This is a genomic window from Streptomyces indicus, from assembly GCF_900100315.1.
GTDB classification, from domain to species: Bacteria; Actinomycetota; Actinomycetes; order Streptomycetales; family Streptomycetaceae; genus Streptomyces; species Streptomyces indicus.
Genome location: NZ_FNFF01000002.1, coordinates 109,786 through 134,130, shown reverse-complemented (window position 1 = coordinate 134,130; position 24,345 = coordinate 109,786). Strand labels below are relative to the sequence as shown.

The 24,345-nt window shown below is 70.0% G+C and carries 21 protein-coding genes and 1 pseudogene; 12 read left to right on the top strand and 10 right to left on the bottom strand.

All coding sequences use genetic code 11. The annotated features are described in order from the left end of the window. The first annotated feature begins 63 nt into the window (after nucleotides 1-63). The 5 genes from tsf (at nucleotide 64) to BLT97_RS07095 (ending at nucleotide 4,468) form a co-directional block, all read left to right on the top strand. Nucleotides 64-900 carry a translation elongation factor Ts gene (gene tsf, locus BLT97_RS07115; protein ID WP_093607915.1) on the top strand — a complete coding sequence of 279 codons (837 nt, stop codon included), beginning with the start codon at nucleotides 64-66 and terminating at the stop codon, nucleotides 898-900. A 174-nt stretch (nucleotides 901-1,074) separates the two neighbouring features. Continuing rightward, nucleotides 1,075-1,830: a UMP kinase gene (gene pyrH / locus BLT97_RS07110; RefSeq protein WP_093607914.1), complete on the top strand. Its 756-nt coding sequence runs from the start codon at nucleotides 1,075-1,077 to the stop codon at nucleotides 1,828-1,830. 195 nt (nucleotides 1,831-2,025) lie between these two features. Next, nucleotides 2,026-2,583: a ribosome recycling factor gene (gene frr, locus BLT97_RS07105; protein WP_093608329.1), complete on the top strand. Its 558-nt coding sequence runs from the start codon at nucleotides 2,026-2,028 to the stop codon at nucleotides 2,581-2,583. Next, nucleotides 2,583-3,893: a phosphatidate cytidylyltransferase gene (locus tag BLT97_RS07100; protein WP_093607913.1), complete on the top strand. Its 1,311-nt coding sequence runs from the start codon at nucleotides 2,583-2,585 to the stop codon at nucleotides 3,891-3,893. The genes frr and BLT97_RS07100 overlap by 1 nt, the downstream gene beginning before the upstream one ends. 122 nt (nucleotides 3,894-4,015) lie before the next feature. Next, complete coding sequence (locus tag BLT97_RS07095; RefSeq protein WP_093607912.1) at nucleotides 4,016-4,468, top strand: hypothetical protein; 453 nt, start codon at nucleotides 4,016-4,018, stop codon at nucleotides 4,466-4,468. A gap of 46 nt (nucleotides 4,469-4,514) precedes the next feature. Here the strand turns inward: BLT97_RS07095 and BLT97_RS07090 are convergent. Beyond that, a pseudogene (locus BLT97_RS07090) lies at nucleotides 4,515-5,180 on the bottom strand (glycerophosphodiester phosphodiesterase); the annotation flags it as partial. Nucleotides 5,181-5,578: 398 nt separating this feature from the next. Next, on the bottom strand, nucleotides 5,579-6,568 hold the full coding sequence (locus tag BLT97_RS38425; protein WP_245769197.1) for an HNH endonuclease signature motif containing protein: 990 nt from the start codon (nucleotides 6,566-6,568) through the stop codon (nucleotides 5,579-5,581). Nucleotides 6,569-7,070: 502 nt separating this feature from the next. Between BLT97_RS38425 and BLT97_RS07080 the strand changes: the two genes are divergently transcribed. From BLT97_RS07080 to BLT97_RS07060, 5 genes are all read left to right on the top strand, one after another. Then, nucleotides 7,071-7,697 carry a hypothetical protein gene (locus BLT97_RS07080; protein WP_093607910.1) on the top strand — a complete coding sequence of 209 codons (627 nt, stop codon included), beginning with the start codon at nucleotides 7,071-7,073 and terminating at the stop codon, nucleotides 7,695-7,697. Nucleotides 7,698-7,867: 170 nt separating this feature from the next. Beyond that, nucleotides 7,868-8,974 (top strand): dual-specificity RNA methyltransferase RlmN, encoded by a 1,107-nt coding sequence (gene rlmN, locus BLT97_RS07075; RefSeq protein WP_093607909.1) that lies wholly within the window; start codon nucleotides 7,868-7,870, stop codon nucleotides 8,972-8,974. 259 nt (nucleotides 8,975-9,233) lie between these two features. Next, the gene (locus tag BLT97_RS07070) at nucleotides 9,234-10,349 is read left to right on the top strand and encodes a thiamine ABC transporter substrate-binding protein (RefSeq protein WP_093607908.1); all 1,116 of its coding nucleotides are present in this window, start codon (nucleotides 9,234-9,236) and stop codon (nucleotides 10,347-10,349) included. 47 nt (nucleotides 10,350-10,396) lie between these two features. Then, the gene (locus tag BLT97_RS07065; RefSeq protein ID WP_093607907.1) at nucleotides 10,397-12,004 is read left to right on the top strand and encodes an ABC transporter permease; all 1,608 of its coding nucleotides are present in this window, start codon (nucleotides 10,397-10,399) and stop codon (nucleotides 12,002-12,004) included. Continuing rightward, nucleotides 12,004-13,107, top strand: a complete 1,104-nt coding sequence (locus BLT97_RS07060) for an ABC transporter ATP-binding protein (protein ID WP_093607906.1) — start codon at nucleotides 12,004-12,006, stop codon at nucleotides 13,105-13,107. The genes BLT97_RS07065 and BLT97_RS07060 overlap by 1 nt, the downstream gene beginning before the upstream one ends. Before the next feature lie 225 nt (nucleotides 13,108-13,332). Here the strand turns inward: BLT97_RS07060 and BLT97_RS07055 are convergent, their stop codons facing one another. Then, a complete protein-coding gene (locus BLT97_RS07055; RefSeq protein WP_093607905.1) occupies nucleotides 13,333-13,995 on the bottom strand; it encodes an LAETG motif-containing sortase-dependent surface protein in 663 nt (220 codons plus the stop codon). A gap of 218 nt (nucleotides 13,996-14,213) precedes the next feature. Continuing rightward, nucleotides 14,214-15,323, bottom strand: coding sequence for an LOG family protein (locus tag BLT97_RS07050; protein ID WP_176953706.1), 1,110 nt, complete (start codon nucleotides 15,321-15,323; stop codon nucleotides 14,214-14,216). Nucleotides 15,324-15,596: 273 nt separating this feature from the next. Between BLT97_RS07050 and BLT97_RS07045 the strand changes: the two genes are divergently transcribed. Then, entirely contained in the window at nucleotides 15,597-16,100 is a 504-nt protein-coding gene (locus BLT97_RS07045; protein WP_093607903.1) for a DUF1877 family protein, read from the top strand. Beyond that, entirely contained in the window at nucleotides 16,091-17,383 is a 1,293-nt protein-coding gene (locus tag BLT97_RS07040) for an MFS transporter (protein ID WP_093607902.1), read from the top strand. Before BLT97_RS07045 ends, BLT97_RS07040 begins: the two co-directional genes overlap by 10 nt. On the opposite strand, the gene BLT97_RS07035 is transcribed toward BLT97_RS07040, so the two are convergent. The 6 genes from BLT97_RS07035 to BLT97_RS07010 form a co-directional block, all read right to left on the bottom strand. Further along, complete coding sequence (locus BLT97_RS07035) at nucleotides 17,370-19,739, bottom strand: xanthine dehydrogenase family protein molybdopterin-binding subunit (protein ID WP_093607901.1); 2,370 nt, start codon at nucleotides 19,737-19,739, stop codon at nucleotides 17,370-17,372. The two genes, BLT97_RS07040 and BLT97_RS07035, sit on opposite strands and share 14 nt — an antisense overlap. A gap of 10 nt (nucleotides 19,740-19,749) precedes the next feature. After that, nucleotides 19,750-20,169: a VOC family protein gene (locus tag BLT97_RS07030; RefSeq protein WP_093607900.1), complete on the bottom strand. Its 420-nt coding sequence runs from the start codon at nucleotides 20,167-20,169 to the stop codon at nucleotides 19,750-19,752. Nucleotides 20,170-20,284: 115 nt separating this feature from the next. Continuing rightward, nucleotides 20,285-21,445, bottom strand: coding sequence for a hypothetical protein (locus BLT97_RS07025; protein ID WP_093607899.1), 1,161 nt, complete (start codon nucleotides 21,443-21,445; stop codon nucleotides 20,285-20,287). Then, the gene (locus BLT97_RS07020; RefSeq protein WP_093607898.1) at nucleotides 21,427-22,224 is read right to left on the bottom strand and encodes an ABC transporter ATP-binding protein; all 798 of its coding nucleotides are present in this window, start codon (nucleotides 22,222-22,224) and stop codon (nucleotides 21,427-21,429) included. The genes BLT97_RS07025 and BLT97_RS07020 overlap by 19 nt, the downstream gene beginning before the upstream one ends. Before the next feature lie 234 nt (nucleotides 22,225-22,458). Then, nucleotides 22,459-23,844: an aspartate aminotransferase family protein gene (locus BLT97_RS07015; RefSeq protein ID WP_093607897.1), complete on the bottom strand. Its 1,386-nt coding sequence runs from the start codon at nucleotides 23,842-23,844 to the stop codon at nucleotides 22,459-22,461. Then, nucleotides 23,829-24,323: an Lrp/AsnC family transcriptional regulator gene (locus BLT97_RS07010; RefSeq protein WP_176953684.1), complete on the bottom strand. Its 495-nt coding sequence runs from the start codon at nucleotides 24,321-24,323 to the stop codon at nucleotides 23,829-23,831. Before BLT97_RS07010 ends, BLT97_RS07015 begins: the two co-directional genes overlap by 16 nt. Nucleotides 24,324-24,345: the final 22 nt, after the last annotated feature.

The following is a 24,345-nucleotide window of genomic DNA, read 5'->3' as shown; positions in this document are numbered from 1 at the left end:
CGCCCGCCGCGCGCACGCCGGCGCGGACCCCGTCCAAAGACTTCGAGAAAGATTCACTGAATCATGGCGAACTACACCGCCGCCGACGTCAAGAAGCTCCGCGAGCTCACCGGCGCCGGCATGATGGACTGCAAGAAGGCGCTCGACGAGGCCGAGGGCAACGTCGACAAGGCCGTCGAGGCGCTCCGTATCAAGGGCCAGAAGGGCGTCGCCAAGCGCGAGGGCCGCTCCGCCGAGAACGGTGCCGTGGTCTCCCTCATCGCCGACGACAACACCTCCGGTGTCCTGGTCGAGCTGAAGTGCGAGACGGACTTCGTCGCCAAGGGCGAGAAGTTCCAGGCCGTCGCCAACCAGATCGCCGAGCACGTCGCCAAGACCTCCCCGGCGGACCTCGAGGCCCTGCTTGCCTCCGAGATCGAGGCCGGCAAGACCGTCCAGGCGTTCGTGGACGAGGCCAACGCCAACCTCGGCGAGAAGATCGTCCTGGACCGCTTCGCGCAGTACAACGACGGTTTCGTCTACGCGTACATGCACCGCACCATGCCCGACCTGCCCCCGCAGATCGGTGTTCTGGTCGAGCTGGACAAGGCCGACGCCGACACCGCCAAGGGCATCGCGCAGCACATCGCCGCCTTCGCGCCGAAGTACCTCACCAAGGAGGACGTGCCGGCCGAGGTCGTCGAGTCCGAGCGTCGTATCGCCGAGGAGACCACGCGCGCCGAGGGCAAGCCGGAGGCCGCGCTCCCGAAGATCGTCGAGGGTCGCGTCAACGGCTTCTTCAAGGAGGCCACCCTCCTGGGCCAGCCGTACGCCCTGGACAACAAGAAGACCGTCGAGAAGGTCCTGGCCGAGGCCGGTGTCACCCTGAAGCGCTTCTCGCGCATCAAGGTCGGCATCTGAGTCCGTACCGCGACCGACGGTAGACCCCGATAGGGTCGACGGCAGTCATCCGCCCGCGCCTCGTGGCGGGCGGCACGACCGCAGAACTGACGAGGAGGCCATTGCCGCGCAGGGACATCCCATCCCCGGCAATGGCCTTCTCGTATGTGCACCACTGCTCCAAGGGAGAACTCCATGTCCCATGCCGACCACAGCGGTGACGGCAAGAAGCCCGGCCGCTTTCTGCTGAAGCTCTCCGGCGAGGCCTTCGCCGGCGGCGGCGGCCTCGGCGTCGACCCCGACGTGGTGCACGCCATCGCCCGCGAGATCGCCGCGGTCGTGCGCGACGGCTTCGAGATCGCCGTCGTCATCGGCGGCGGCAACTTCTTCCGCGGCGCCGAGCTCCAGCAGCGCGGCATGGACCGGGCCCGCTCGGACTACATGGGCATGCTCGGCACGGTCATGAACTGCCTCGCCCTGCAGGACTTCCTGGAGAAGGAAGGCATCGACTCCCGCGTCCAGACCGCCATCACCATGGGCCAGGTCGCGGAGCCGTACATCCCGCTGCGCGCCGTGCGCCACCTGGAGAAGGGCCGTGTGGTCATCTTCGGCGCCGGTATGGGCATGCCGTACTTCTCCACCGACACCACCGCCGCCCAGCGCGCCCTCGAGATCGACGCCGAGGCCATGCTGATGGGCAAAAACGGTGTCGACGGGGTCTACGACTCCGACCCCAACAAGAACCCCGACGCGGTCAAGTTCGACGCCCTGGAGTACGGCGAGGTCATCACGCGTGACCTCAAGGTCGCCGACATGACCGCGATCACCCTGTGCCGGGACAACAAGCTGCCGATCCTCGTCTTCGAGCTTCTGACGGCGGGCAATATCGCCCGCGCCGTCAAGGGTGAGAAGATCGGCACGCTCGTGAGCGACCAGGGCACTCGGAGCTGACCGGGAGCCATCCCGTACGCTCCGGTGCGGCGTCCGCACCCGCCCGGTTTCCCACGGGTACGGGAGCCGTGCCGTCCGGAGCCGACGGTACGGGGATGGACAAAGCCCTGCCGGTCGGACACCGTGCAGGAAAGAGACGGACCTAGCCGGCCGCCGCGTGCATGCCGGGCCACTCAAGACACGCAGGAGCAAGTGGTGATCGAAGAGACCCTCCTCGAAGCCGAGGAGAAGATGGAGAAGGCCGTCCTGGTCGCCAAGGAGGACTTCGCCGCGATCCGCACCGGGCGTGCGCACCCGGCGATGTTCAACAAGATCGTGGCCGACTACTACGGTGCCCTGACGCCGATCAACCAGCTGGCGTCGTTCTCGGTGCCCGAGCCGCGTATGGCCGTGGTGACCCCGTTCGACAAGAGCGCCCTGCGCAACATCGAGCAGGCGATCCGCGACTCGGACCTGGGCGTCAACCCGAGCAACGACGGCAACATCATCCGGGTGGTCTTCCCCGAGCTCACCGAGGAGCGCCGCCGCGAGTACATCAAGGTCGCCAAGGGCAAGGCCGAGGACTCGAAGGTCTCGATCCGCTCGGTGCGCCGCAAGGCCAACGACGCCATCCACAAGGCCGTCAAGGACGGCGAGGTCGGCGAGGACGAGGGCCGTCGCGCCGAGAAGGAGCTCGACGACACCACCTCCAAGTACGTCGCTCAGGTGGACGAGCTGCTCAAGCACAAGGAAGCCGAGCTGCTCGAGGTCTGATGAACGACTCTTCCTGGGGGGCTCCGCCGCAGGCCGGCTATTGGGGACCGCCCGAGATGGGCCCTGTCCAGGGGCGCCCCGAGGCGGGTCCTGCCTACGATGAGCCGGAAGTCCAGCAGACCCGGCCCATGCCTGTCGTATCGGAAGCCGATGACGCAGCGATGCACACGGCGGCCGGCGCGGACCAGGACCAGTACGGGACGGGGGCCACTCGCCTGAGCGGCCCCCTGTTCCGCGACGAGATGCCACAGGAGCCCATGCCCAGCGCCGCCCCCTCGCCCTCGGGCGAGCCTTACGAGCCGCCGCGCCATGCGGCGCCGCAGGCGGGGGCGCAGGGTGTGCCGCAGAACGGGCTCCCGCAGAACGGGGCTCCGCAACACGGCCTTCCGCAGAACGGGGCTCAGCAGCACGGCCTTCCGCAGGAGCCGGTCGATGCTCCGGCTCCTGCTGTTCCTGCCGCATCTGCCTCCGTCCCTCCCACCGCCCCGCAGAAGAAGCGGGCCGGGCGGGATCTGCGGGCGGCCATAGGAGTCGGGGTCGGACTCGGCGCGGTGATCATCGCGTCGCTCTTCATCGTCAAGGCGGTCTTCGTCGGCGTCATAGCGGTCGCCGTCGTGGTCGGCCTGTGGGAGCTCACCGCGCGCCTGCAGGAGCGCAAGCAGATCAAGGCGCCGCTGGTGCCGCTCGCCGTCGGCGGTGCGGCCATGGTCGTCGCCGGATACGTGCGCGGGGCCGAGGGCGCGTGGGTCGCGATGGCCCTGACCGCGCTCGCCGTCCTTGTCTGGCGGATGACCGAGCCGCCCGAGGGCTATCTGAAGGACGTCACGGCGGGCGTCTTCGCCGCGTTCTACGTACCGTTCCTCGCGACCTTCGTCGCCCTGATGCTCACGGCGGACGACGGACCGCAGCGCGTCCTGACCTTCCTGCTCCTCACGGTCGTCAGCGACACGGGCGCGTACGCGGTCGGCTGGCGCTTCGGCAAGACCAAGCTCGCCCCGCGCATCAGCCCCGGCAAGACCCGCGAAGGACTGCTCGGCGCGGTCTCGTTCGCGATGGTCGCGGGTGCGCTGTGCATGCAGTTCCTGATCGACGACGGCACCTGGTGGCAGGGTCTGCTGCTCGGCCTCGCGGTGGCGGCGAGCGCGACGCTCGGCGACCTCGGCGAGTCGATGATCAAGCGCGACCTCGGCATCAAGGACATGGGCACGCTACTGCCCGGTCACGGCGGCATCATGGACCGCCTGGACTCGCTGCTGCCGACGGCTCCGGTGGTCTGGCTGCTGTTCGTGGTGTTTGTGGGGTCGGGCTGACCTGCGCTTCCCCGCCGTCCCCAGCTTTACGGAGAGGGGCTCGCCCTGGTGAAAGGGCGAGCCCCTCTCCGTATGGGCAAGCGGACCGGAGCCCTCTGGCCCCTCTCCGTACGATCACAGGCATGCCGCACCCGCACCTCCCGACCACCGAGTCCGCCGTCGCCGCGATCCGTGAGATTGCCGAGCAGGAGAACCGGGAGATATCCGTCACCGACGACATCGGCGCGGACCAGACCTCGCGGCGGACGTCGGCCGGGGCGTTCGTGGTCCTCGACCCGGACGGCTCGCTGCCGCACGAGGCCTACGTGGAGCTGGGCGGCTCCCCAGTGGTCGACATCCGCCTCTACCCCGAGGACGACGCGAAGATCGTCATCGACGGCGTGGAGTTCCACGACGTCCCCCGGGATGCGGTGCCGGCCTTCCTGCGGTCCGTGTACGGCGGCCTCGCGTACGTGAAGGGACGCTTCTTCCCGCCCGGGGAGTGGCTCGTGGTGCCGCTGCCGGGGGACGAGACGTACAAGGAGCTGATCGTGGTGGCGCTGTCCCCTTGGCTGGCGCGCAGCGTGCGGCGGTAGAGCGGGATCTCACGGCGCACGGCCCTGCCTGCCGCGGCCCTGAGCGTCACATCTCGATGCAGTGCGCCGACCGCCACTGAAGGAACTGGTCGAAGCGGTCGGTGATGACGCCGCTCACGCCCCACGAGGCCACGTTCTGCCATTCGCTCTCGCTGTTGACGGTCCAGGTGAACACCTCGAAGCCGGCCTTCTTGAGGTCCGCCACGGCCGAGGGCCGGGTCGCGAGCGCGCCGGCCTTCGCCGCGTAGGCGTCCACGTCGAGCGCGCGGGCCGTCGCGACGGGATCCGCGTCGAGTGTGGAGCGGAGCAGCGCGACCTTGGTCTGCCAGGGGGAGGTGGCCGCGGCCCGCACGATGTTCTCGTCGAAGGACTGAAGCATCGTGCGTTCGCTCATCCCCGCGTTGGCGACGAGTTCGAGCACCTTGTCGACCGCCGCCGACGTCTGGGGCCCCTTCACCTCCAGCAGGAGCCGGGGGGTCCTCGTCTTCAGGGAAGCCAGCAGCTCGGCCAGCGTGGGGACGCGGCCGCCGCCGTCCACGGTGAGCTCGGCGATCTGCGCGGCGGTGAGTTCGTCCACGCGCCCGGTGCCGTTGGTCGTACGGTCCACCGTGTCGTCGTGCATGAGCACCGGCACGCCGTCCTTGGTGATCTGCACATCGGTCTCGACCCAGTCCGCCCCGCGGTCAGCCGCCAGCTCCAGGGAGGCCATTGTGTTCTCCGGGGCGAGCGGCCGTGGACGCCCGCAGACGCTCGTTCGCGGGTGCCCGGTCTCCTGTCAGGATTGAGGCAGATCGATTCGACATGGCTTCGATTCCTTCGAATCGTTCGGGCCGCGTCTGTTCCAACCGGGCGCGGTCTTCAATTTCATCAAGAGCCCGCGCACGGCGGCGCGCTTGCGTGTGTGGGTATGAGGTGGGGACACCCGCTGTGGCTGAGGCGGTCGGCTTCGCGACTTTAGGCAGCCACTTTGGCGCGAGCCTCTAAGATCTTGGCCCCAGCGTCGTGCTTTAACGGGCAGGTCAACAGGCTGCCCGACTCGCCGGAGGCTTACGGGGCCAAGATCACTCGCCCCAAAGCAGCTCCAGCCCAAAGCCGCTCCGCCGACCTTCGTCATGGGCTCTCACGTATGACGGAGCTGCTGGTTCCCCTAATTCTCCGCAGAGCGATGTCGTAGGCCCAGGCGTACGTGGAGGCCTTTTTGTCGATTGAGAAGTGTCGTCCCGTCGCAGTGTCCAGGACGCGATGGAACTCATCCATGAGCTCCAGCCAATCGGCCTTCTTTAGATCGTTATCCGTCCATCCGTAGAGTGACTTCAGTTCGCCCTTCACGGCGGAGAAAAAAGGCAGAGACTCGCGAGTCTCCTTCCCTATCTGGATATTATGCTTTCGGAGGAAGTCTTTTACTTCGTCAGAGGCGTTTGCCCACTTGTCGGGACTGTCTCTGAGTTCGGCGTAGTCAATCCAGGCCCAGAAGCTCTCCGCATCTGCCACATCTGGGGCCTCGGCGTGATGCTCGGAGCATAGTAGTGCGAAGTTCCTGACATCCATGGAGCCTCCCAATGAGCTGGGTACTACGTGTGCCCGCTCCACAGGCTTGCGCCAGCACACCAAGCAGGCGGCTTCCTCTAGGCCTAGGTAGTCAGCAATCGCCCGAACCGTTGGTGCCGTCTTCCGGGTGACCGGTTTCTTCTCGCGAGGCTGGATGCCTAAGGATCCAGCGTCGTACCCGTACTTGCTGCCATCATCCGGATGGTTGATCTGCAAGACCTCCGGGATGTCATTGCGTTGCTTACCCGGATTCCGGACATGGTAGAGCGGAGTGTGAATCTCCGTTAGGTAATCCCCGAGGAATCCGAGTGCAAAGTCCTTGATCAATTCAAACGCGTCATGATCAAACCCGCCAGCCTCATTCCTGTGCCCCTGGATGTCGATGTAGAGAGAACGCGGGGCGCCGGGTGAACTCTTTTCTGCTTGCTTAATGCACTCGAAAATCCGAATGGCGCAGCGTTCGAAGTTTTCGTATACCTTCATGTCATGATAGATCGCTACGCCTTCTCGCTGCTTCTTTTTCCGCGTTTCCGGCCGCGTCTTCTTCGCCACAGCCCCCCCCTGGGTTACGGGTCTTGATATGACACTGCCGAGCATGGCAGAAGGCACTGACATCGAGCAGACGATGCAGCCGAACCTGGCCACGATGTGCTAAGGCGCCACAGTCCCCGCTGGCATCCAACGCTGATGTCAACGACCCCGAATGGCTGCACTAACCGACAGTCATGTACGACCACCCGTGGTCGTGCTGGACGTGACGGCACCGGGACGACAGTGAACTTACAAGGCGGCTGTCTCCCCAACGCGCGAGCGCCCTCCCGGGCCGTGGAAGGACGCTCAATGGTGACCAACGTCGACAGGTGCCGACAGTTCGACAGCAGATCAGGACCTCGACCGACAAAACGGCCGCAGGTCGCGGCCGCCGTTGATCAGTTGTGGCTGTCCTGTGAAGCGAGCGTTTGCGGTCGTGCCCTGGCCAGATCGCTCCCTTGTGCGCCCCTTCGTTTCCGTGTCACACAGTTCAGAGGCGGGACCTGGGGGAGGGGAGCACTGCATGTCGGTGTTGGGTGGCTATCCGGCAGGGCCGTCGGCCTGGGCCGTCGAGCGGTTTGGGCGGCACGCTGGCGCGCTTGCAGCTGCGGTCCCTGAGCAGCTGGCCAAGGCACATGGGAAGGCTCATGCCGCGCACCTTGCTGTGGGGCTGAAGAAGCGGAGTCCCTATGGCGTCGCCCTTGCAGGGCTGGTCCGCGAGAACCTGGCGGAGACGGCGCGTGAGCTGGGAGAAGCCGTGCGAGACGTGCGCGGATACGAGTATGCGGTGATCAACGATCACGCACTGTTTCCGTTCCGGTACGCGGACAGGCAGAGGCCTCTGGATCGAGCCCGGTTGCCGGCCAACACGTCGCCCACTCGGCACCGGCTTTTCCGGGCGCACGGGCCGCAGCCTCCGGAAGGCTTGTTCGACGTCGACGAGGACCTGGCGACCGAGGAGTACCTGGGGTTGCGCGAAGGGTTCGAGGAACTGGGAGCTTCCACCACGCTGGTCTGCGTGTTCCTCACAGCCGACGCCGAAAGCGGCATCCACGCCATCCACTGGGGGGACGCCCACCTCGAACCTGACCGCACCTTCACATGGCATTACAAGGAACAGCTCCCGGTCGCTCCCGTGAAGCTGCAGTGACGGTCGGTGGCGCAGCTACCTGGGCACGGCCGGTCGGGGGCTGACTGAGCCCCGGGCCGTCCCTGGGCCGTCCGAGGCCGACCAGCGCTGACAGTCGGCACCCACGGGTGACCACCCACACCCCGCTCTGGCCTGGGCTCCCGGAGATGATCTGCGACACTGGTACAGCCATGCCTAAGCCCGGAGAACTCACTTTCGTAGCCCCCCGCGGAGCCAAGAAGCCGCCGCGGCACCTTGCCGATCTCACGCCTGCCGAGCGCAAGGAGGCGGTTGCCGCGGTCGGGGAGAAGCCGTTTCGTGCGAAGCAGCTGTCGCAGCACTACTTCGCGCGGTACGCCCATGACCCCGCCGAGTGGACCGACATCCCGGCCGCCGCGCGCGGCAAGCTCCAGGAGGCGCTGCTTCCCGAGCTGATGACGGTCGTGCGGCATCTGTCGACCGACCAGGACACCACCCGCAAGACTCTGTGGAAGCTGCACGACGGGACGCTCGTCGAGTCCGTGCTCATGCGGTACCCGGATCGGGTCACCATGTGCATCTCGTCGCAGGCCGGGTGCGGGATGAACTGTCCGTTCTGTGCGACCGGGCAGGCCGGGCTCGACCGGAATCTGTCGACCGCCGAGATCGTGCACCAGATCGTGGACGGCATGCGCGCGCTGCGCGACGGTGAGGTGCCCGGTGGTCCGGCGCGGCTTTCCAACATCGTGTTCATGGGCATGGGGGAGCCTCTCGCCAATTACAACCGGGTGGTCGGGGCGATTCGGCGTTTGACCGATCCCGAGCCGGACGGGCTCGGGCTGAGCCAGCGCGGGATCACCGTGTCGACGGTCGGGCTCGTGCCCGCGATGCTGCGGTTCGCCGACGAGGGGTTCAAGTGCCGGCTCGCGGTGTCGCTGCACGCCCCGGACGACGAGCTGCGCGACACCCTCGTACCGGTCAATACGCGGTGGAAGGTGCGCGAGGTGCTCGACGCCGCGTGGGAGTACGCGGAGAAGTCCGGGCGGCGGATCTCCATCGAGTACGCGCTCATCCGGGACATCAACGACCAGGCGTGGCGCGGTGACCGGCTCGGGCGGCTGCTCAAGGGCAAGCGGGTCCATGTGAACCTCATTCCGCTGAACCCGACGCCGGGCTCCAAGTGGACCGCCTCGCGGCCCGAGGACGAGAAGGCCTTCGTCGAGGCGATCGCCGCCCATGGTGTGCCGGTGACGATTCGGGACACCCGGGGTCAGGAGATCGACGGGGCCTGCGGTCAGCTGGCCGCGTCCGAGCGCTGAGACTCGTACGGACGTCCGGTTGCCAGCAGGTAGCCTGGCTGAAAACCAACTGCATATTCCGACAGGGGAGCGCCACAGCGCTGAGAGTGCGGACGCCGCAGGGCACGAGCCCGGGCCGCCGCAGACCCTCTGAACCTCGCCCAGGTCATTCTGGGTAGGAAGTTCGGTCACCACTCGAGCTGTTGCGCCCTGCCCTGAAGTCGATCATCGGCTTCGGGGCAGGGCCGCGTCTCTTCCTGGTCACTTCCAGGAGGAATCAGTGAGCACCACCCGTAAGAGCAACAAGTATGTGATCACCGCCGTGGCCACCGGCCTCGGCATGGTCGCGCTCGCCGCGTGCGGCAGCGACTCCGGTTCGTCCTCGTCCGGCTCGGACACGGGCTCCGGTGGCGGTTCCAAGACCGTCACCCTCGTCAGCCATGACTCCTTCAACGCCTCGAAGGACGTGCTCGCCGCGTTCGAGAAGGAGAGCGGCTACAAGGTCCAGGTCCTCAAGAGCGGGGACGCGGGGTCGGCCGTCAACAAGGCCGTCCTGTCCAAGGGCAACCCGCAGGGCGATGTCTTCTTCGGCGTGGACAACACCCTGCTCTCGCGCGCCCTCGACAACGGGATCTTCGAGTCCTACGAGGCCAAGGGCCTGGACAAGGTCCCCGCCGCGCTCCAGCTCGACCAGGGCGAGCACCGCGTGACGCCGGTCGACACCGGCGACATCTGCGTCAACTACGACAAGGCGTACTTCGAGAAGGAGAAGCTCGCGCCGCCGCAGTCGTTTGATGATCTGGTCAAGCCCGCGTACAAGGATCTGCTGGTGACGGAGAACGCGGCGACCTCTTCACCCGGGCTCGGCTTCCTGCTCGGGACCGCCGCCCAGTACGGCGACGACGGGTGGCAGGACTACTGGTCCAAGCTGAAGGACAACGGCGTCAAGGTCGTCGACAGCTGGGAGCAGGCGTACAACGAGGAGTTCTCCGGCTCGGCCGGCGGCAAGAAGGCCAAGGCCGACCGGCCGCTCGTGGTCTCGTACGCCTCCAGCCCGCCGGTCGAGGTGCTCTACTCCGAGAACAAGCCCAAGGAGGCGCCCACCGGCGTCTCCACCGGGACCTGCTTCCAGCAGACCGAGTTCGCGGGACTGCTCAAGGGCGCGAAGTACGCGGCCGGCGGCAAGGCGCTGATCGACTTCCTGATCTCGAAGAAGTTCCAGGAGGACATGCCGCTGCAGATGTTCGTGAATCCGGTGATCGAGGACGCGAAGCTGCCGAGCCTGTTCACCGAGTTCGGCGCGAAGGTCGACGACCCGCAGACCATGGACCCCAAGAAGATCGCGGACAACCGTGAGGACTGGGTCAAGACGTGGCAGTCGCTGGTCGTGAAGTAGGGCCCCGGGTACGGGACCTGCGCGGGAGCGCGATCCGGTGCGGTCTGATGGCCGTGCCGGTCGCGTTCTTCGCGCTGTTCTTCGCCTACCCGGTCGCCGCGATCGTCGGCCGCGGGCTGAAGACGGACGCGGGCTGGCAGCTCGGCCGCTTCGGTGAGGTGCTCACCGATCCGGCGATCGGGCAGGTGCTCTGGTTCACCACCTGGCAGGCGCTGGCCTCGACCGCGCTGACGCTGCTGGTCGCGCTGCCGGGTGCGTATGTGTTCGCGCGTTTCGACTTCCCCGGCAAGCAGCTGCTCCGGGCCGTGGTCACCGTGCCGTTCGTGCTGCCCACCGTCGTCGTCGGGTCCGCCTTCCTCGCGCTGCTCGGGCGCGGCGGGCTGCTCGACGAGACCTGGGGCGTACGCCTGGACACCACGGTGTGGGCGATCCTGCTCGCGCATGTCTTCTTCAACTACGCCGTCGTCGTACGGACGGTGGGCGGCCTGTGGGCGCAGCTCGACCCCCGGCAGGAGGAAGCCGCGCGGATGCTCGGCGCCTCGCGGTTCGCCGCCTGGCGCAAGGTGACGCTGCCCGCGCTCGGGCCCGCGGTGGCGGCGGCCGCGCTGATGGTGTTCCTGTTCACCTTCAGCTCGTTCGGGGTCGTGCTGATTCTCGGCGGGCCCGCGTTCGCGACCCTCGAGGTCGAGATCTACCGGCAGACCGCCCAGCTCCTCGCCCTGGACACCGCCGCCGTCCTGACGATGATCCAGTTCGTGGCGGTGTGCGGGATCCTCGCCGTGCACGCCTGGACCGTGCGGCGCCGCGAGGCCACGCTGAAGCTGGTCGACCCGGCGCGCACCTCCCGCCAGCCCGAGGGCGCGGGCCAATGGGCGCTGCTGGGCGGGGTGTTGCTGACCGTGGCGCTCCTGATCGTGCTGCCGCTGGGTGTGCTCGTGCAGCGCTCCTTCGCCACGGCCGACGGCTTCGGGCTCGGCTACTTCCGTGCGCTCACCTCGGCGGAGGGCGGGGCCTTCCTCGTGCCGCCGATCGACGCCGTATGGAATTCGCTGGAGTACGCGGTGGTCGCGACGGCCATCGCCGTGCTGATCGGCGGGCTCGCGGCCATCGCGCTCACGCGCCGCGCGGGCCGTTTCGTACGGGGCTTCGACGCGCTCCTGATGCTGCCGCTCGGCGTCTCCGCCGTGACCGTCGGCTTCGGCTTCCTGATCACGCTGGACGAGCCGCCGCTCGACCTGCGGGCCTCGTGGATCCTGGTGCCGCTGGCCCAGGCCCTGGTCGGGGTGCCTTTCGTCGTACGCACCATGCTGCCCGTGCTGCGCGCGGTGGACGGACGCCTGCGCGAGGCCGCGGCGGTGCTCGGGGCCTCGCCCTGGCGGGTGTGGCGCGAGGTCGACCTGCCGCTGGTGCGCCGCGCCCTGCTGATCGCGGCCGGGTTCGCCTTCGCCGTCTCGCTCGGCGAGTTCGGGGCCACGGTGTTCATCGCGCGGCCCGACAACCCCACCCTGCCCGTCGCCGTGGCCACGCTGCTCGGCCGGGCCGGTGAGCTCAACTACGGCCAGGCGATGGCCCTTTCGACCCTGCTGATGCTGGTGTGCGCGGTGGCGCTGCTGCTGCTCGAGCGGATCCGTACCGACCGGACCGGGGAGTTCTGATGACCGTCGACACCGGCAAGCGGCGCGCCGAGCGGGGCGCGGACAGCCTGCTCGCCCTGCAAGGAGCCGAGGTCCGCTTCAAGGGCCATACGGCTCTGGACACCGTGGACCTGGAGGTGGCCGAGCACGAGATCGTCTGTGTGCTCGGGCCCAGCGGGTCCGGCAAGTCCACGCTGCTCCGGGTCGTCGCGGGCCTCCAGGACCTCGACGCCGGACGTGTCCTGCTGGACGGGCGCGACCAGCGCGGGGTGCCCGCGCACCGGCGGGGCGTGGGCCTGATGTTCCAGGACCATCAGCTGTTCCCGCAGCGGGACGTGGGCGGGAACGTGGCGTTCGGGCTCCGGATGCACGGGGCCGCCAAGGCCGAACAGGCCGCGCGCGTGGCCGAGTTGCTGGAGCTCGTCGGCCTGCCCGGCGCCGGGCGGCGGGCCGTGGGCTCGCTCTCCGGCGGCGAGCAGCAGCGCGTGGCGCTCGCCCGTGCCCTCGCGCCCCGGCCCCGGCTCCTGATGCTGGACGAACCCCTCGGCCAGCTGGACCGCTCGCTCAGGGAGCGCCTCGTTGTCGAACTGCGGGAGCTCTTCGCCGAGTTGGGCACCACCGTCCTCGCCGTCACCCACGACCAGGGCGAGGCCTTCGCGCTCGCCGACCGGGTCGTGGTGATGCGCGACGGCAGGATCGCCCAGGTCGGGGCGCCGCTCGACGTGTGGCAGCGCCCGGCCGACGCCTTCGTGGCGCGCTTCCTCGGCTTCGACAACGTGGTCGAGGCGACGGTCACCGGCGAGGCGGCCGACACGGTCTGGGGCAAGGTCCCGGTGCCCGCGGGCACGCCGTCGGGCCCGTGCGAGCTCCTGATCAGGCCGGCCGGCGTACGCGTAGTGCCCGCCGCCGAAGCCCAGTTGACCTGCACGGTCACGGCCCGCACCTTCCGCGGCACCCACGTCGCCCTCCACCTGCACCCCTCGGACGCGCCCCGCCTGGAGGCGGCGTGCGCGCTGCGGGACGCGCCCGAACCCGGGAGCGAGGTGGGGGTGGCGTTCGACGCCGGGGAGATCGTGGTGCTCGGGGCGGGCGGCCCGGGACCGAGGGCGCGGGGCGAGGCCTGAAGCCAGTCGTACGCGGCGGGCTTGGGAAGCGGAACCGGTCGTACGCGGCGGGCTTGGGAAGCGGAACCGGTCGTACGCGGCGGGCTTGGGAAGCGGAACCGGTCGTACGCGGCGGGCTTGGGAAGCGGAACCGGTCGTACGCGGCGGGCGGGGGAAGCAGAACCGGTCGTACGCGGCGGGCACGGCCCTCCCCGTACGACCGGTGTGCCGGTCCGGACCGGAACCTCAGCCCCTGCTCGAGCCCCGCTTGCGCAGGGCGAACATCACGCCCGCGCCGGCCGCGACAAACGCCGCGGCGAGTCCGGCGATCAGGCCGGTGCTGCTGTTGGAGCCGGTCTCGGCGAGGTTGGAGTCACCCGCCGGGGACGGCTCCGAGGTGGGCTCCTCCGGCTGCGCGGGCGCCGACGGCGTCGGTGTGGCCGTCTCGGCCGGTGTAGACGGGGCCGGGGTCGACGGGCTCGGCGTCGCGGGCTCGCTCGGCTTGTCCGCCTTGCAGCCCTTGTCGGGGGTGGTGAGGTGCGGCTCGATGTCCGCGTCCACCTGGTCGCCGGCCTTCACGTGCACGCGGTAGGTGGCCTTCGGCTGCCAGTCCTCCGCGAACGTGATGGTGGTGCCCTCGCGGCTGCCCTTCACCTCCTGGCTGCCGATCAGCTTCTCGGCGCCGTCGCCGGTCTGCCGGAAGACGGTGACGGTCGCCGGAACGCCCGACGGGTCCTTGTCGGTGACGGTGATGACGCCCTGCTCGCCGGTGCAGGTGGCGGCGGCGCTGAACTCGCTGATGTCACACGCCAGCGCGGAGCCGGCCGCGCCCAGCGTGAGGGCCGTGGCGGCGGCCGCGACACCGGCCAGGCGCGCGGCGCGTGCGGATATACGGGGGGATACGGACACGGTCGTCCTTCGTGGGGTCAGAACAGGAGAGAGAGCGCGAGAGGGGGGAGCGCGCAGCTCCGGCCTCAGCACCCTCACGGTCCCCACACGTTTACAAGCGCCGATGACGCAGCGTCAATGCACTGAGGAGAGCCGGGGTGCAGTCTTGACCCCGGCTTGACCGTCGGTCCCCAACTGCGGTGCGCAAGCGGGTCATTACCGGACCGGCCGGCCATGCGTCACAGCCGCTGCAACGTCTCCGCCGCCTCGTCCACCGAGTCCACCAGGGCGATCCGCGGCTCCATCGCGCGGTCCTTCGCGAGGGCCTGGAGGAGCGGCCAGGCGGGGAGCTTCTCGGTCCAGTGGGCGCGGCCGACCAAGACCATCGGGGTCGGTTCGCCGCGGGAGGAGTAGTAGTTGGGGGTGGCGTTGTCGAAGATCTCCTGCACTGTGCCGGCCGCGCCGGGCAGGAAGATCACGCCCGCGTTCGAGCGGGCGAGCAGGCCGTCCTCGCGGGTCGCGTTGGCGAAGTACTTGCCGATGTGGGCCGCGAACGCGTTCGGCGGTTCGTGGCCGTAGAACCACGTGGGGATGCCGACCGACGCGCCCCCGCCCGGTCGGCGCTCCCGTACGGCGAAGGCGGCCTGGGCCCAGTCCGTGACGGACGGGGTGAACGAGGGTGCCTTCGCGAGGAGTTCGAGGGCCTCGTCCAGCATGGCGTCCTCGTGCACGCTCGCGTACGCGCCGAGGTTCGCCGCCTCCATCGCCCCGGGTCCGCCGCCGGTCGCGACCGTGAACCCGTGCCGGGTCAGGGTGCGGCCGAGCCGGGCCGCCCCCGCGTACTCCTCGGTGCCGCGGGCCATCGCGTGCCCGCCCATCACGCCCACCACGCGTGCGCCGACGAGGAGTTCGTCCAGGGCGTCCGAGATCGAGTCGTCGTGCACCGCGCGCAGCATCGACGCGAACACGTCCCCGTCGGTCTTCGTCTCCTGGAACCAGCGGTACGCGCGGGCGTCGGGCGTCGCCTCGTACGAGGTGGACAGGCCCTGGAACAGCTCGTCCGGCGTGTACAGATGACCGCGGTACGGGTCGAAGGGCAGGCCGGGCACCGGCGGGAACACGAGGGCGCCGCCCGCGCGCACCTTGGCCGCCGCGTCCGGCTCCATCGCGCAGCCGAGGAAGACGGCGCCTTCGGTGTCCGTGCCGAGCAGCGCGAAGGTGCGCTCCGTGAGGTCCACGCCCTGGATGCGGTGGTGGGCGAGGGAACCGCGGGCGAGCACCGCGTCGAACTCTGCGAGCGTCTCGATCTCGCGGTCCGTGGACGGGGTCGTCACGTCGGCGGGCGTCACATGGTCGGGCGTCCGGCGGGCGGGCGTCAGCTGGTCGGGCGTCACATGGTCGGGCACGGTCGCCAGCTTACGGCCGTGCCCGCGGGCCGCGCCCGTTCAGTGCCTCGGGCTGTGCGTCGGGGACCTGGGACCGGGGGACTGGAGGCCAGGGCGGCCTGGGGATCAGGGGACCAGGGGATGGTGACCGGCCGGCCGGCCGGTTGTCAGTGCCGTCGTCTAGGTTCTGTGCGTTCGGCCCGATCGGCGGGCTGCCGATGCGGGAGCGCTGTCGGGGTGAGCATTCATCTGCACTTTCGTGCGGTCGCGAAGTCGGAGGTCCGGGACGATCACGGGTGGTTGGCGGAGTTCATGGGCCGGGCGTGGGGCGCTCACGCCGCTGAGGTTGAGGCGGGTATCGCCACCTCGGTCGAGAAGGTCTGGGAGTTCGTCGACCGGCTGTACGCCGCGGCCGCACGTCCGGGTGCCCACGCCGAGGGCGGGCAGCCGTGGGCGTTGCCCGTCTACGGCGGTCGCCCGGTGCCGCACAGGCCCGGGGCCGACCCTTCCGATCCGCCTCTGATGCTGCTGGAGCCACCGGGGGTGTCGCAGGCGGCGGACTTCCTCGGTCAGGTCTCCTTCGATGCGCTGTGGACGGCCGCCCGTGCCGAGCTGGGCAGTGGCTTCGGGGGAGCCGAGCCGGCCAGGAATTTCCTCCTCGCGCAGCACAGAAACCTGACGGCGTTCTACGCCCGGGCAGCAGTCTCCGGGCACGCAGTGGTCAAGTGCGTATGGGCCTGAAGGGCGGGCGGAAGGTCGTGACGCACGCGCAGAAGGGTGTGAAGCACGCGAAGCAGGGCGTCAACGGCCAGGCGCTCGGCCCGGCGTTCCGCCGGCTCTGGGGTGCCTACGCCGTCAGCATCTTCGGGACCTGGCTCGCCTTCGACGCCTTCGCGCTGATCGCCGTGCTCGTGCTGCACACGGGGCCCGCCGGGGTCTCCGCGCTCGCCGCCGTCGGACCCGCCGTGGCGGCTGTGGTGGCGGTGCCGCTCGGGCCGTGGATGGAGTTCCGGCGCAAGCGGCCCGTGATGATCGGGATGGATGCGGTGAGGTGCGCCTCGCTGCTCACCGTTCCGCTCGCGTACGTGCTCGATGTGCTCACGCTCGCCCAGCTCCTGGTCGTCTCCGTGGTGGTCGGCGCGGCGGACATCGCCTTCACGGCGGCCAGTGGCGCCACCCTCAAAGCGCTCGTGCCCCGCGATCAGCTGCTCGCCGCCAACGGCCGGTTCGAGTCGACCATGTGGACCGCGACCCTGGTCGGACCGCCGGTGGGCGGGGCCGTCGTCGGGATCTTCGGGCCGGTGCTCACCGTGGCGGTCAACGCGGTGAGCTTTCTGCTGTCCGCGCTGGGGATCCGCGCGATCGGCGGCGACGAGGAGCCGCCCGCGCACGCGGCGGCCAAGGGCCGGGCGCGGCTCGGGGACGGGTTCCGGTTCCTGTGGGCCCATCCGGCCCTGCGCCCGCTGTTCCTCAACACGGTGCTCGTGAACGCGCTGATCATGACCGGCGCCCCGCTGCTCGCCGTCCTCATGCTCGGTCCGCTCGGCTTCGCACCCTGGCAGTACGGCCTCGCCTTCGCCGTGCCCTGCCTCGGTGGTCTGCTCGGCTCGCGGCTCGCGCGCCGGCTCGTCCCGCGGTACGGCGAGGACAAGGTGCTCCGGACGGCCGGGGTGCTCCGTGCCTGCTGGCCGCTCGGTCTTGCCTTCGTGCACTCCGGCGCGAGCGGTCTCGCGCTCGTCATGGCCGTCGAGTTCGCCCTCATCACCTGCGCGGCGGTCTACAGTCCGGTGCTCGCCACCCGCCGCCTCACCGCGCTGCCCGCCGATCACGTCACCCGCGTGCTGTCCGCCTGGTCGGTGGCCGCCAAGGGGACCACCGCCGTGCTGGTCGCCGTATGGGGACTGCTGGCCGCACTGGTCGGACCGCGCGCGGCGCTCGCCGTGGCGGGGGTGCTGCTGCTCGCCACGCCCTTGCTGCTGCCCCGCCCCGCGCGGGCCGGGACGCGGGAGCTCACGTCCCCGTGATGTGTTCCGGGCGGACCGGCACCCGCGTCAAGGGACGTCCCGTCGCCTGGCGGATCGCCGCGACGATCGCCGGGGTCGAGGAGAGCGTCGGTGCCTCGCCCGCTCCGCGCAGGCCGTACGGGGCGTGCTCGTCGGCGAGTTCGAGGATCTCGGCCGGCATGGGCGGGGTGTCGAGGATCGTCGGGATCAGATAGTCCGTGAAGGACGGGTTGCGGACCAGGGAGGTCGCCGGGTCGACCACGATCTCCTCCATCACCGCGAGCCCGAGCCCTTGCGTCGAGCCGCCGTGGATCTGCCCCACCACCGACAGCGGGTTGAGCGCCATGCCCACGTCCTGCGCGCAGGCCAGCTCCACCACCTTCACCAGGCCGAGCTCCACGTCCACCTCGACCACGGCGCGATGCGCCGCGAACGCGTACTGGACGTGCCCGTCACCCTGCCCCGTATGTGGATCGAAGGGCTGGGTGGGCCGGTGCCGCCACTCCCGCTCCAGGTCGACGGCTTCCTCTCCCAGTACGTCCACGAGGTCGGCGAGCACGGTCCCGTCGGGCCCGGCCACCTTGCCGCCCACGAGTTGCAGCCCGTCCTTGCGCCAGCCGAACTTCCGCCGCCCCAGGGCGAGTACGGCCTCCCGTACCGCCTCACAGGTGTGCTTGATCGCGCCCCCGGTGACATACGTCTGCCGCGAGGCCGAGGTGGACCCCGCGTTGCCCGCCGAGGTGTCGGCCGGCCGCAGCGTCACCTGCGAGACGCCCAGCTCTGTACGGACGATCTGCGCGTGCACCGTCACCCCGCCCTGGCCCACCTCGGCCATCGCGGTGTGCACGGTCGCCACCGGCTGCCCTGCGATCACTTCAAGCCGGACGCGTGCGGTCGAGTAGTCGTCGAAGCCCTCGGAGAACCCGACATTCTTGATACCGACCGCATAGCCCACGCCCCGCACGACCCCTTCGCCGTGCGTGGTGTTGGACAGGCCGCCGGGCAGCTCCCGCAGATCGGCCGTGGCGCCCGCCGCGGTCCACGGCTCCACCGGAGGAAGCGGCAACTCCCGGACCCTGCGCAGCAGTTCGGCCACTGGCGCGGGGGAGTCCACGACCTGTCCGGTGGGCATCACCGCGCCCTGCTCCATCGCGTTGCGCTGCCGGAACTCCACCGGATCCAGGCCCAGTCCGGCCGCCACCTTGTCCATCTGCGACTCGTACGCGAAACAGGCCTGCACCGCGCCGAAGCCGCGCATCGCCCCGCAGGGCGGATTGTTGGTGTAGAGGCCGAGGACTTCGATGGCGGCCGTGTCGCAGACATACGGGCCCATGCCCAGCGAGGCCGCGTTGCCGACCACGGCCGGGGTCGAGGAGGCGTACGCGCCCCCGTCCAGCACGATCCGCGCGGCCACGTGCGTGAGCAGGCCCTCGCGCGTGGCCCCGTGCTCGTAGTGCAGCTTCGCAGGATGCCGGTGGACATGGCCGAAGAAGGACTCGTACCGGTTGTAGACCATCTTCACCGGGCGGCCCGTGCGCAGCGCGAGCAGGGAGGCGTGGGCCTGCATCGACAGGTCCTCGCGGCCGCCGAACGCCCCGCCCACGCCGGACAGCGTGAGCCGCACCTTCTCCTCGGGCAGCCCGAGCACCGGCGCGATCTGCTTGCGGTCCACGTGCAGCCACTGCGTGGACACGTACAGGTCGATGCCGCCGTCCTCGGCCGGCACCGCGAGTCCCGACTCGGGGCCGAGGAACGCCTGGTCCTGCATGCCCACTTCGTAGTCCCCGGTCACGATCACATCCGCCCGCGCCCGGGCCGCGGCGAGATCGCCGCGGAGGATCGGCTGGCGGTGCACGACGTTGGGGTGCGGCACATGGCGGGCGTGCGCGTCGGTGCGGTCCGGGTGCAGGACGGGAGCGTCCGGCGCGGTCGCGGTGGCCTCGTCGGTGACCGCGGGCAGCACCTCGTACTCCACGACGATCCGCTCGGCCGCCCGCCGCGCGGTCTCCGGATGGTCGGCCGCGACCAGCGCGACCGGCTCCCCGTGGAAGCGCACCCGGCCGTCGCAGAGCACCGGCTGGTCGGCGATCTCCAGGCCGTACGTCTTCGCGTGCGCCAGGTCCTCGTACGACAACACCGCCTGGACACCGGCCAGTTGCAGGGCCGGACCGGTGTCCAGGCGGGTGATGCGTGCATGGGCGGGCGGGGCGCGCAGGGTGTGGCCCCACAGCATGTCCTCGTGCCACAGGTCCGAGGCGTAGGCGAACTCGCCGGTGGTCTTCAGCGTCCCGTCCGGCCGGAGTGTCGACTCGCCGATGCCGCCCGGGGTGCGGGTGCCCTGGGTGAGTCCGATCGGGGTGTTCGAGACTCCGGTCATGGGTTCAGGATCAGCCCTGGACCATCGCCGGGTCCATCCACATGACCTCGAAGTGGTGGCCGTCGGGGTCCTGGAAGGAGCGGCCGTACATCTGGCCGAAGTCCTGCGGGTCCTTCGCCTGCGAGCCGCCCGCCGCGAGGGCGCGGTCGCACAGCTCGTCCACCGCCTCGCGGCTCTCGGCGCTCAGACAGATCAGCGCCTCGTTGGCCACCTTGGAGTCGGCGATCGGCTTCGAGGCGAACTCGCTGAACTTCGCCTCGGCGAGCAGCATGATCACGATGCTCTCGCTGATCACCACGGATGCGGTGTTCTCATCGCTGAACTGCTCGTTGATCGTGTAGCCGAGCTCCGAGTAGAACTTCTTCGCCGCGTCGATGTCCTTGGTGGCGAGGTTGATGAAGACCATCTGCTGGTACGCGTTGCCGGCCATGTCGTCCGCTCCTGTTATCGAAGAGATCGTGGTGTCGAAGAGATCGTTGATGTTCGTTACGCAGGGATAGACGGTGGGCCTCGGCGGAACTCATCGGCCCTCGCGAGAATTTTTTTCAGCTCGTCAGCGGTGCCGCAGCGAGAAAGGCGATGACGCAGGTCAGCGGCGCGAACACGGCCAGCAGGGCGAGCGCTCTGAGGCCCACGGCGGTCCGCAGCAGCGACATCGGCGCCCCGAGGCGCACCAGCGCCGCCGTGGTGTGCGCCCGCGCCTGGCGGGCCTCGACCGCAGCCGTGGCCAGCGCGAGCAGGGTGCAGCCCGCGACCAGCGAGCCGCCGAGTGCGGTCAGCGGTCCGAACGAGGTCGCCGGACCCTCGTAGAGGAAGAGCGCGGCGATCGCCCCGGAGCCCACCGCGCACACCACGCCGAGCGGCCGCCCGATCCGGGCTGCCTGCTCCTGAAGGACCCGGCCCGCGAGCAGGCGCGCGGCGCCGGGGCGCCAGGCCTGGAGCAGCCGGCCGCACAGATACGTGAGCCCCGGTCCCGCGAACGCCAGGCCGAGCGCCGTGACGGCCCAGCCCGCGAGCACCCCGGCGGGCGTGGACACGAGCCGGCCCGGGAGCGGAAGGCCCTGCCCGCCGCCGCCCGCCGCGTACAGCTCCACCGACAGGCCCACGGCCATCAGGGCCACGCCCCACGGCAGTCCGTTGGGCGCCGGGGCGGGCGGCTCGGGCTCGGCCGGGTCGCGCAGATCGGCGGTACGGGGGCGGCGCGGACGCAGCACGACCGCGCACGCCGCGGCGGCCGCGAGCGGCACGAGGGAGAGCAGCGTCAGGACGGCGGCGAGCGGCAACGACTGGCCGGCGCCGAGGAGTTCGGCACCGTCGCCGTCCAGCGGGAGCCCGCTCAGGTCGCCCCGCAGATGCAGGAAGAACAGCAGCGCGAGCATCGAGCCGAGGGTGCAGGAGAGCAGCGTGTTCACCGCGGCGAGCAGCATCAGGCGGTGCGAGCCGAGGCCGACCGCGGACAGGCCGCGGTGCACGCGCGTGCGCGGGTCGGTGCGGGCCACGGCCACCGCCAGCTGCACCGTCGCGGCGAGCGGCGGCACGCACCACAGGAGCCGCAGTACGGAGGAGCGCCCGGCGTCGGGGTGGCCGAGGGCGTACCCCATCGTGCACAGGAGCAGGAACCCCGTGCCCGCCGACGCGGCCGCGACCGCGAGCCGGCGCAGCAGCACGACGGGGTGGGTGCCGCGGGCTAGACGGAGAGCGAGCACGCCGTCCCTTCCGAGGCGGGGGCGGACTGCGGACCGGCGGCGGCCGGTGCATCGGTGGGCGCGGGGAGGTCGGCCGCGGCCGAAGGCCCGGGCACCCGCACCGAGTTGACCCGGCGCCCGTCGAGGAGCTGCACCGCGCGGTCGGCGAGCGCGGCCACCTCGGCATCGTGCGTGGCGAGCACCACCGTGACCCCGTGCGAGCGCGCCGCCGTCGTGAGCGTGCGCAGCACGTGGGCGCGGTCGGCGCGGTGCAGCGGCGCGGTGGGCTCGTCCGCGAAGAGCACCGTCGGCTCGGTGACCAAGGCGCGCGCGATGGCCACGCGCTGGCGCTCGGCCTGGACGAGGGCGTGCGGGCGCTTGCGGTCGCAGGCGCCGATGTCGAGCCGCTCCATCCACTCCGCGGCGGCCTTGCGCGCCGGGCGGTGCGGGACGCCGCGCAGCATCAGAGGCAGCGCCACGTTCTCCCACGCGGTGAGCTCGGGCACCAGGGCCGGCTCGGGGTCGATCCAGCCGAAGCGGTCGCGGCGCAGCCGCTCGCGCACCGGCGCGCTCATGGTGTGCACCGGCACCGAGTTGAACCACACCTCGCCCTGGTCCGCGAGCAGTTGGCCGGACAGGCACTGGAGCAGGGTGGTCTTGCCGCTGCCGCGCGGTCCGGTGACGGCGAGGATCTCGCCCTGCCGCACTTCGAGGGAGACTCCGGTGAGGGCGGGCGTGCCGCCCAGCGAGACGTGCAGGGCGCGGGCCCAGAGCACATTGTTGTCCGGCGGGGCCACCATGGCGCAACACCTCGGTTCTGTCGTGTACGGCCGTGAGCTGACGGCGCGGGGCGGGCGCAAGTCGCGTACCCCTTAAGGGCGAACGAGTGCCGCGGCCGATCGGTCACACGAACCGTAGGGACGAACCGGAATACGGCGGACACCAAACGGCCCGGGCCCCCGCGTTCTCACTCGAACGGGGCACCCGGGCCGTCATGGTCCGCTGTGTGCTCGGAGCCTGGCGTACCGCCTGGCCTACAGCTTGGTCCACGCCTCCGTGAGGACGGTGCGCAGGATCTGCTCGATCTCGTCGAAGGTCGACTGGTCGGCGATCAGCGGCGGCGCGAGCTGGACGACCGGGTCGCCGCGGTCGTCGGCGCGGCAGTAAAGGCCGTTGTCGTACAGGGCCTTGGAGAGGAAGCCGTACAGGACGCGCTCGGTCTCCTCGTCCGTGAAGGACTCCTTGGTGGCCTTGTCCTTGACGAGCTCGATGCCGTAGAAGAAGCCGTTGCCGCGGACGTCGCCGACGATCGGCAGGTCGTGCAGCTTCTGGAGCGTGGCGAAGAAGTTGCCCTCGTTGTCGAGGACGTGCTGGTTCAGCTTCTCCTTCTCGAAGATGTCCAGGTTGGCGAGGCCGACGGCCGCGGAGACCGGGTGGCCGCCGAAGGTGTAGCCGTGCAGGAAGGTGTTGTCGCCCTTGTAGAACGGCTCGGCGATGCGGTCCGAGACGATGCAGGCGCCGATCGGGGAGTAGCCCGAGGTCATGCCCTTGGCGCAGGTGATCATGTCCGGCACGTAGCCGAACTTGTCGCAGGCGAACATCGTGCCCAGGCGGCCGAAGGCGCAGATGACCTCGTCCGAGACGAGCAGTACGTCGTACTGGTCGCAGATCTCGCGCACGCGCTGGAAGTAGCCGGGCGGCGGCGGGAAGCAGCCGCCGGCGTTCTGCACCGGCTCCAGGAAGACCGCGGCGACGGTGTCCGGGCCCTCGAAGAGGATCTGCTGCTCGATCTGGTCGGCGGCCCAGCGGCCGAAGGCCTCGGGGTCGTCGCCGTGGATCGGGGCGCGGTAGATGTTGGTGTTCGGGACCTTGTGGGCGCCGGGCACCAGCGGCTCGAACGGGGCCTTCAGGGCCGGGAGTCCGGTGATGGACAGGGCACCCTGCGGGGTGCCGTGGTAGGCGACCGCGCGCGAGATGACCTTGTACTTGGTCGGCTTGCCCTTGAGCTTGAAGTACTGCTTGGCGAGCTTCCAGGCGGTCTCGACGGCCTCGCCGCCACCGGTGGTGAAGAAGACCTTGTTGAGGTCGCCCGGCGCATAGTCGGCCAGGCGCTCGGCGAGCTCCACGGCCTTCGGGTGCGCGTAGGACCAGACCGGGAAGAAGGCCAGCTCCTGCGCCTGCTTGAACGCGGTCTCGGCGAGCTCCACCCGACCGTGACCGGCGTTGACCACGAACAGGCCGGCGAGGCCGTCGACGTAGCGCTTGCCCTTGTCGTCGTAGATGTAGGTGCCTTCGCCGTGCACGATGGTGGGAACCGGTGCGTTTTCGTACGACGACATCCTCGTGAAGTGCATCCAGAGGTGGTCGTAGGCGGTCTTGGAGAGGTCCTGGCCTTGGCCCATGGTTATCGGGATCCCCATTGGTAGGTCTGCTTCTTGAGCTTCAGGTAGACGAAGCTCTCGGTGGAGCGCACGCCGGGAAGCGTGCGGATCCTCTTGCTGATGACGTCGAGCAGGTGGTCGTCGTCCTCGCAGACGACCTCGGCGAGCAGGTCGAAGGAGCCTGCGGTGAGCACCACGTACTCGACCTCGTCCATGGCCGTCAGCGCGTCGGCGACCGGATCGAGGTCGCCCTCGACGTTGATGCCGAGCATCGCCTGGCGCCGGAATCCCACGGTGAGCGGGTCGGTGACGGCGACGATCTGCATCACGCCCTGGTCGAGCAGCTTCTGCACCCGCTGCCGCACGGCTGCCTCGGACAGGCCCACGGCCTTGCCGATGGCGGCGTACGGACGGCGCCCGTCCTCCTGGAGCTGTTCGATGATCGCCAGGGAGACGGCGTCGACACCGCCGGGTGTCTTGCCACTGCTCGGGCTGTTCTCTGCGCTGCGACTGGCCACGAGCCCACTGTGCAGGAGAGGT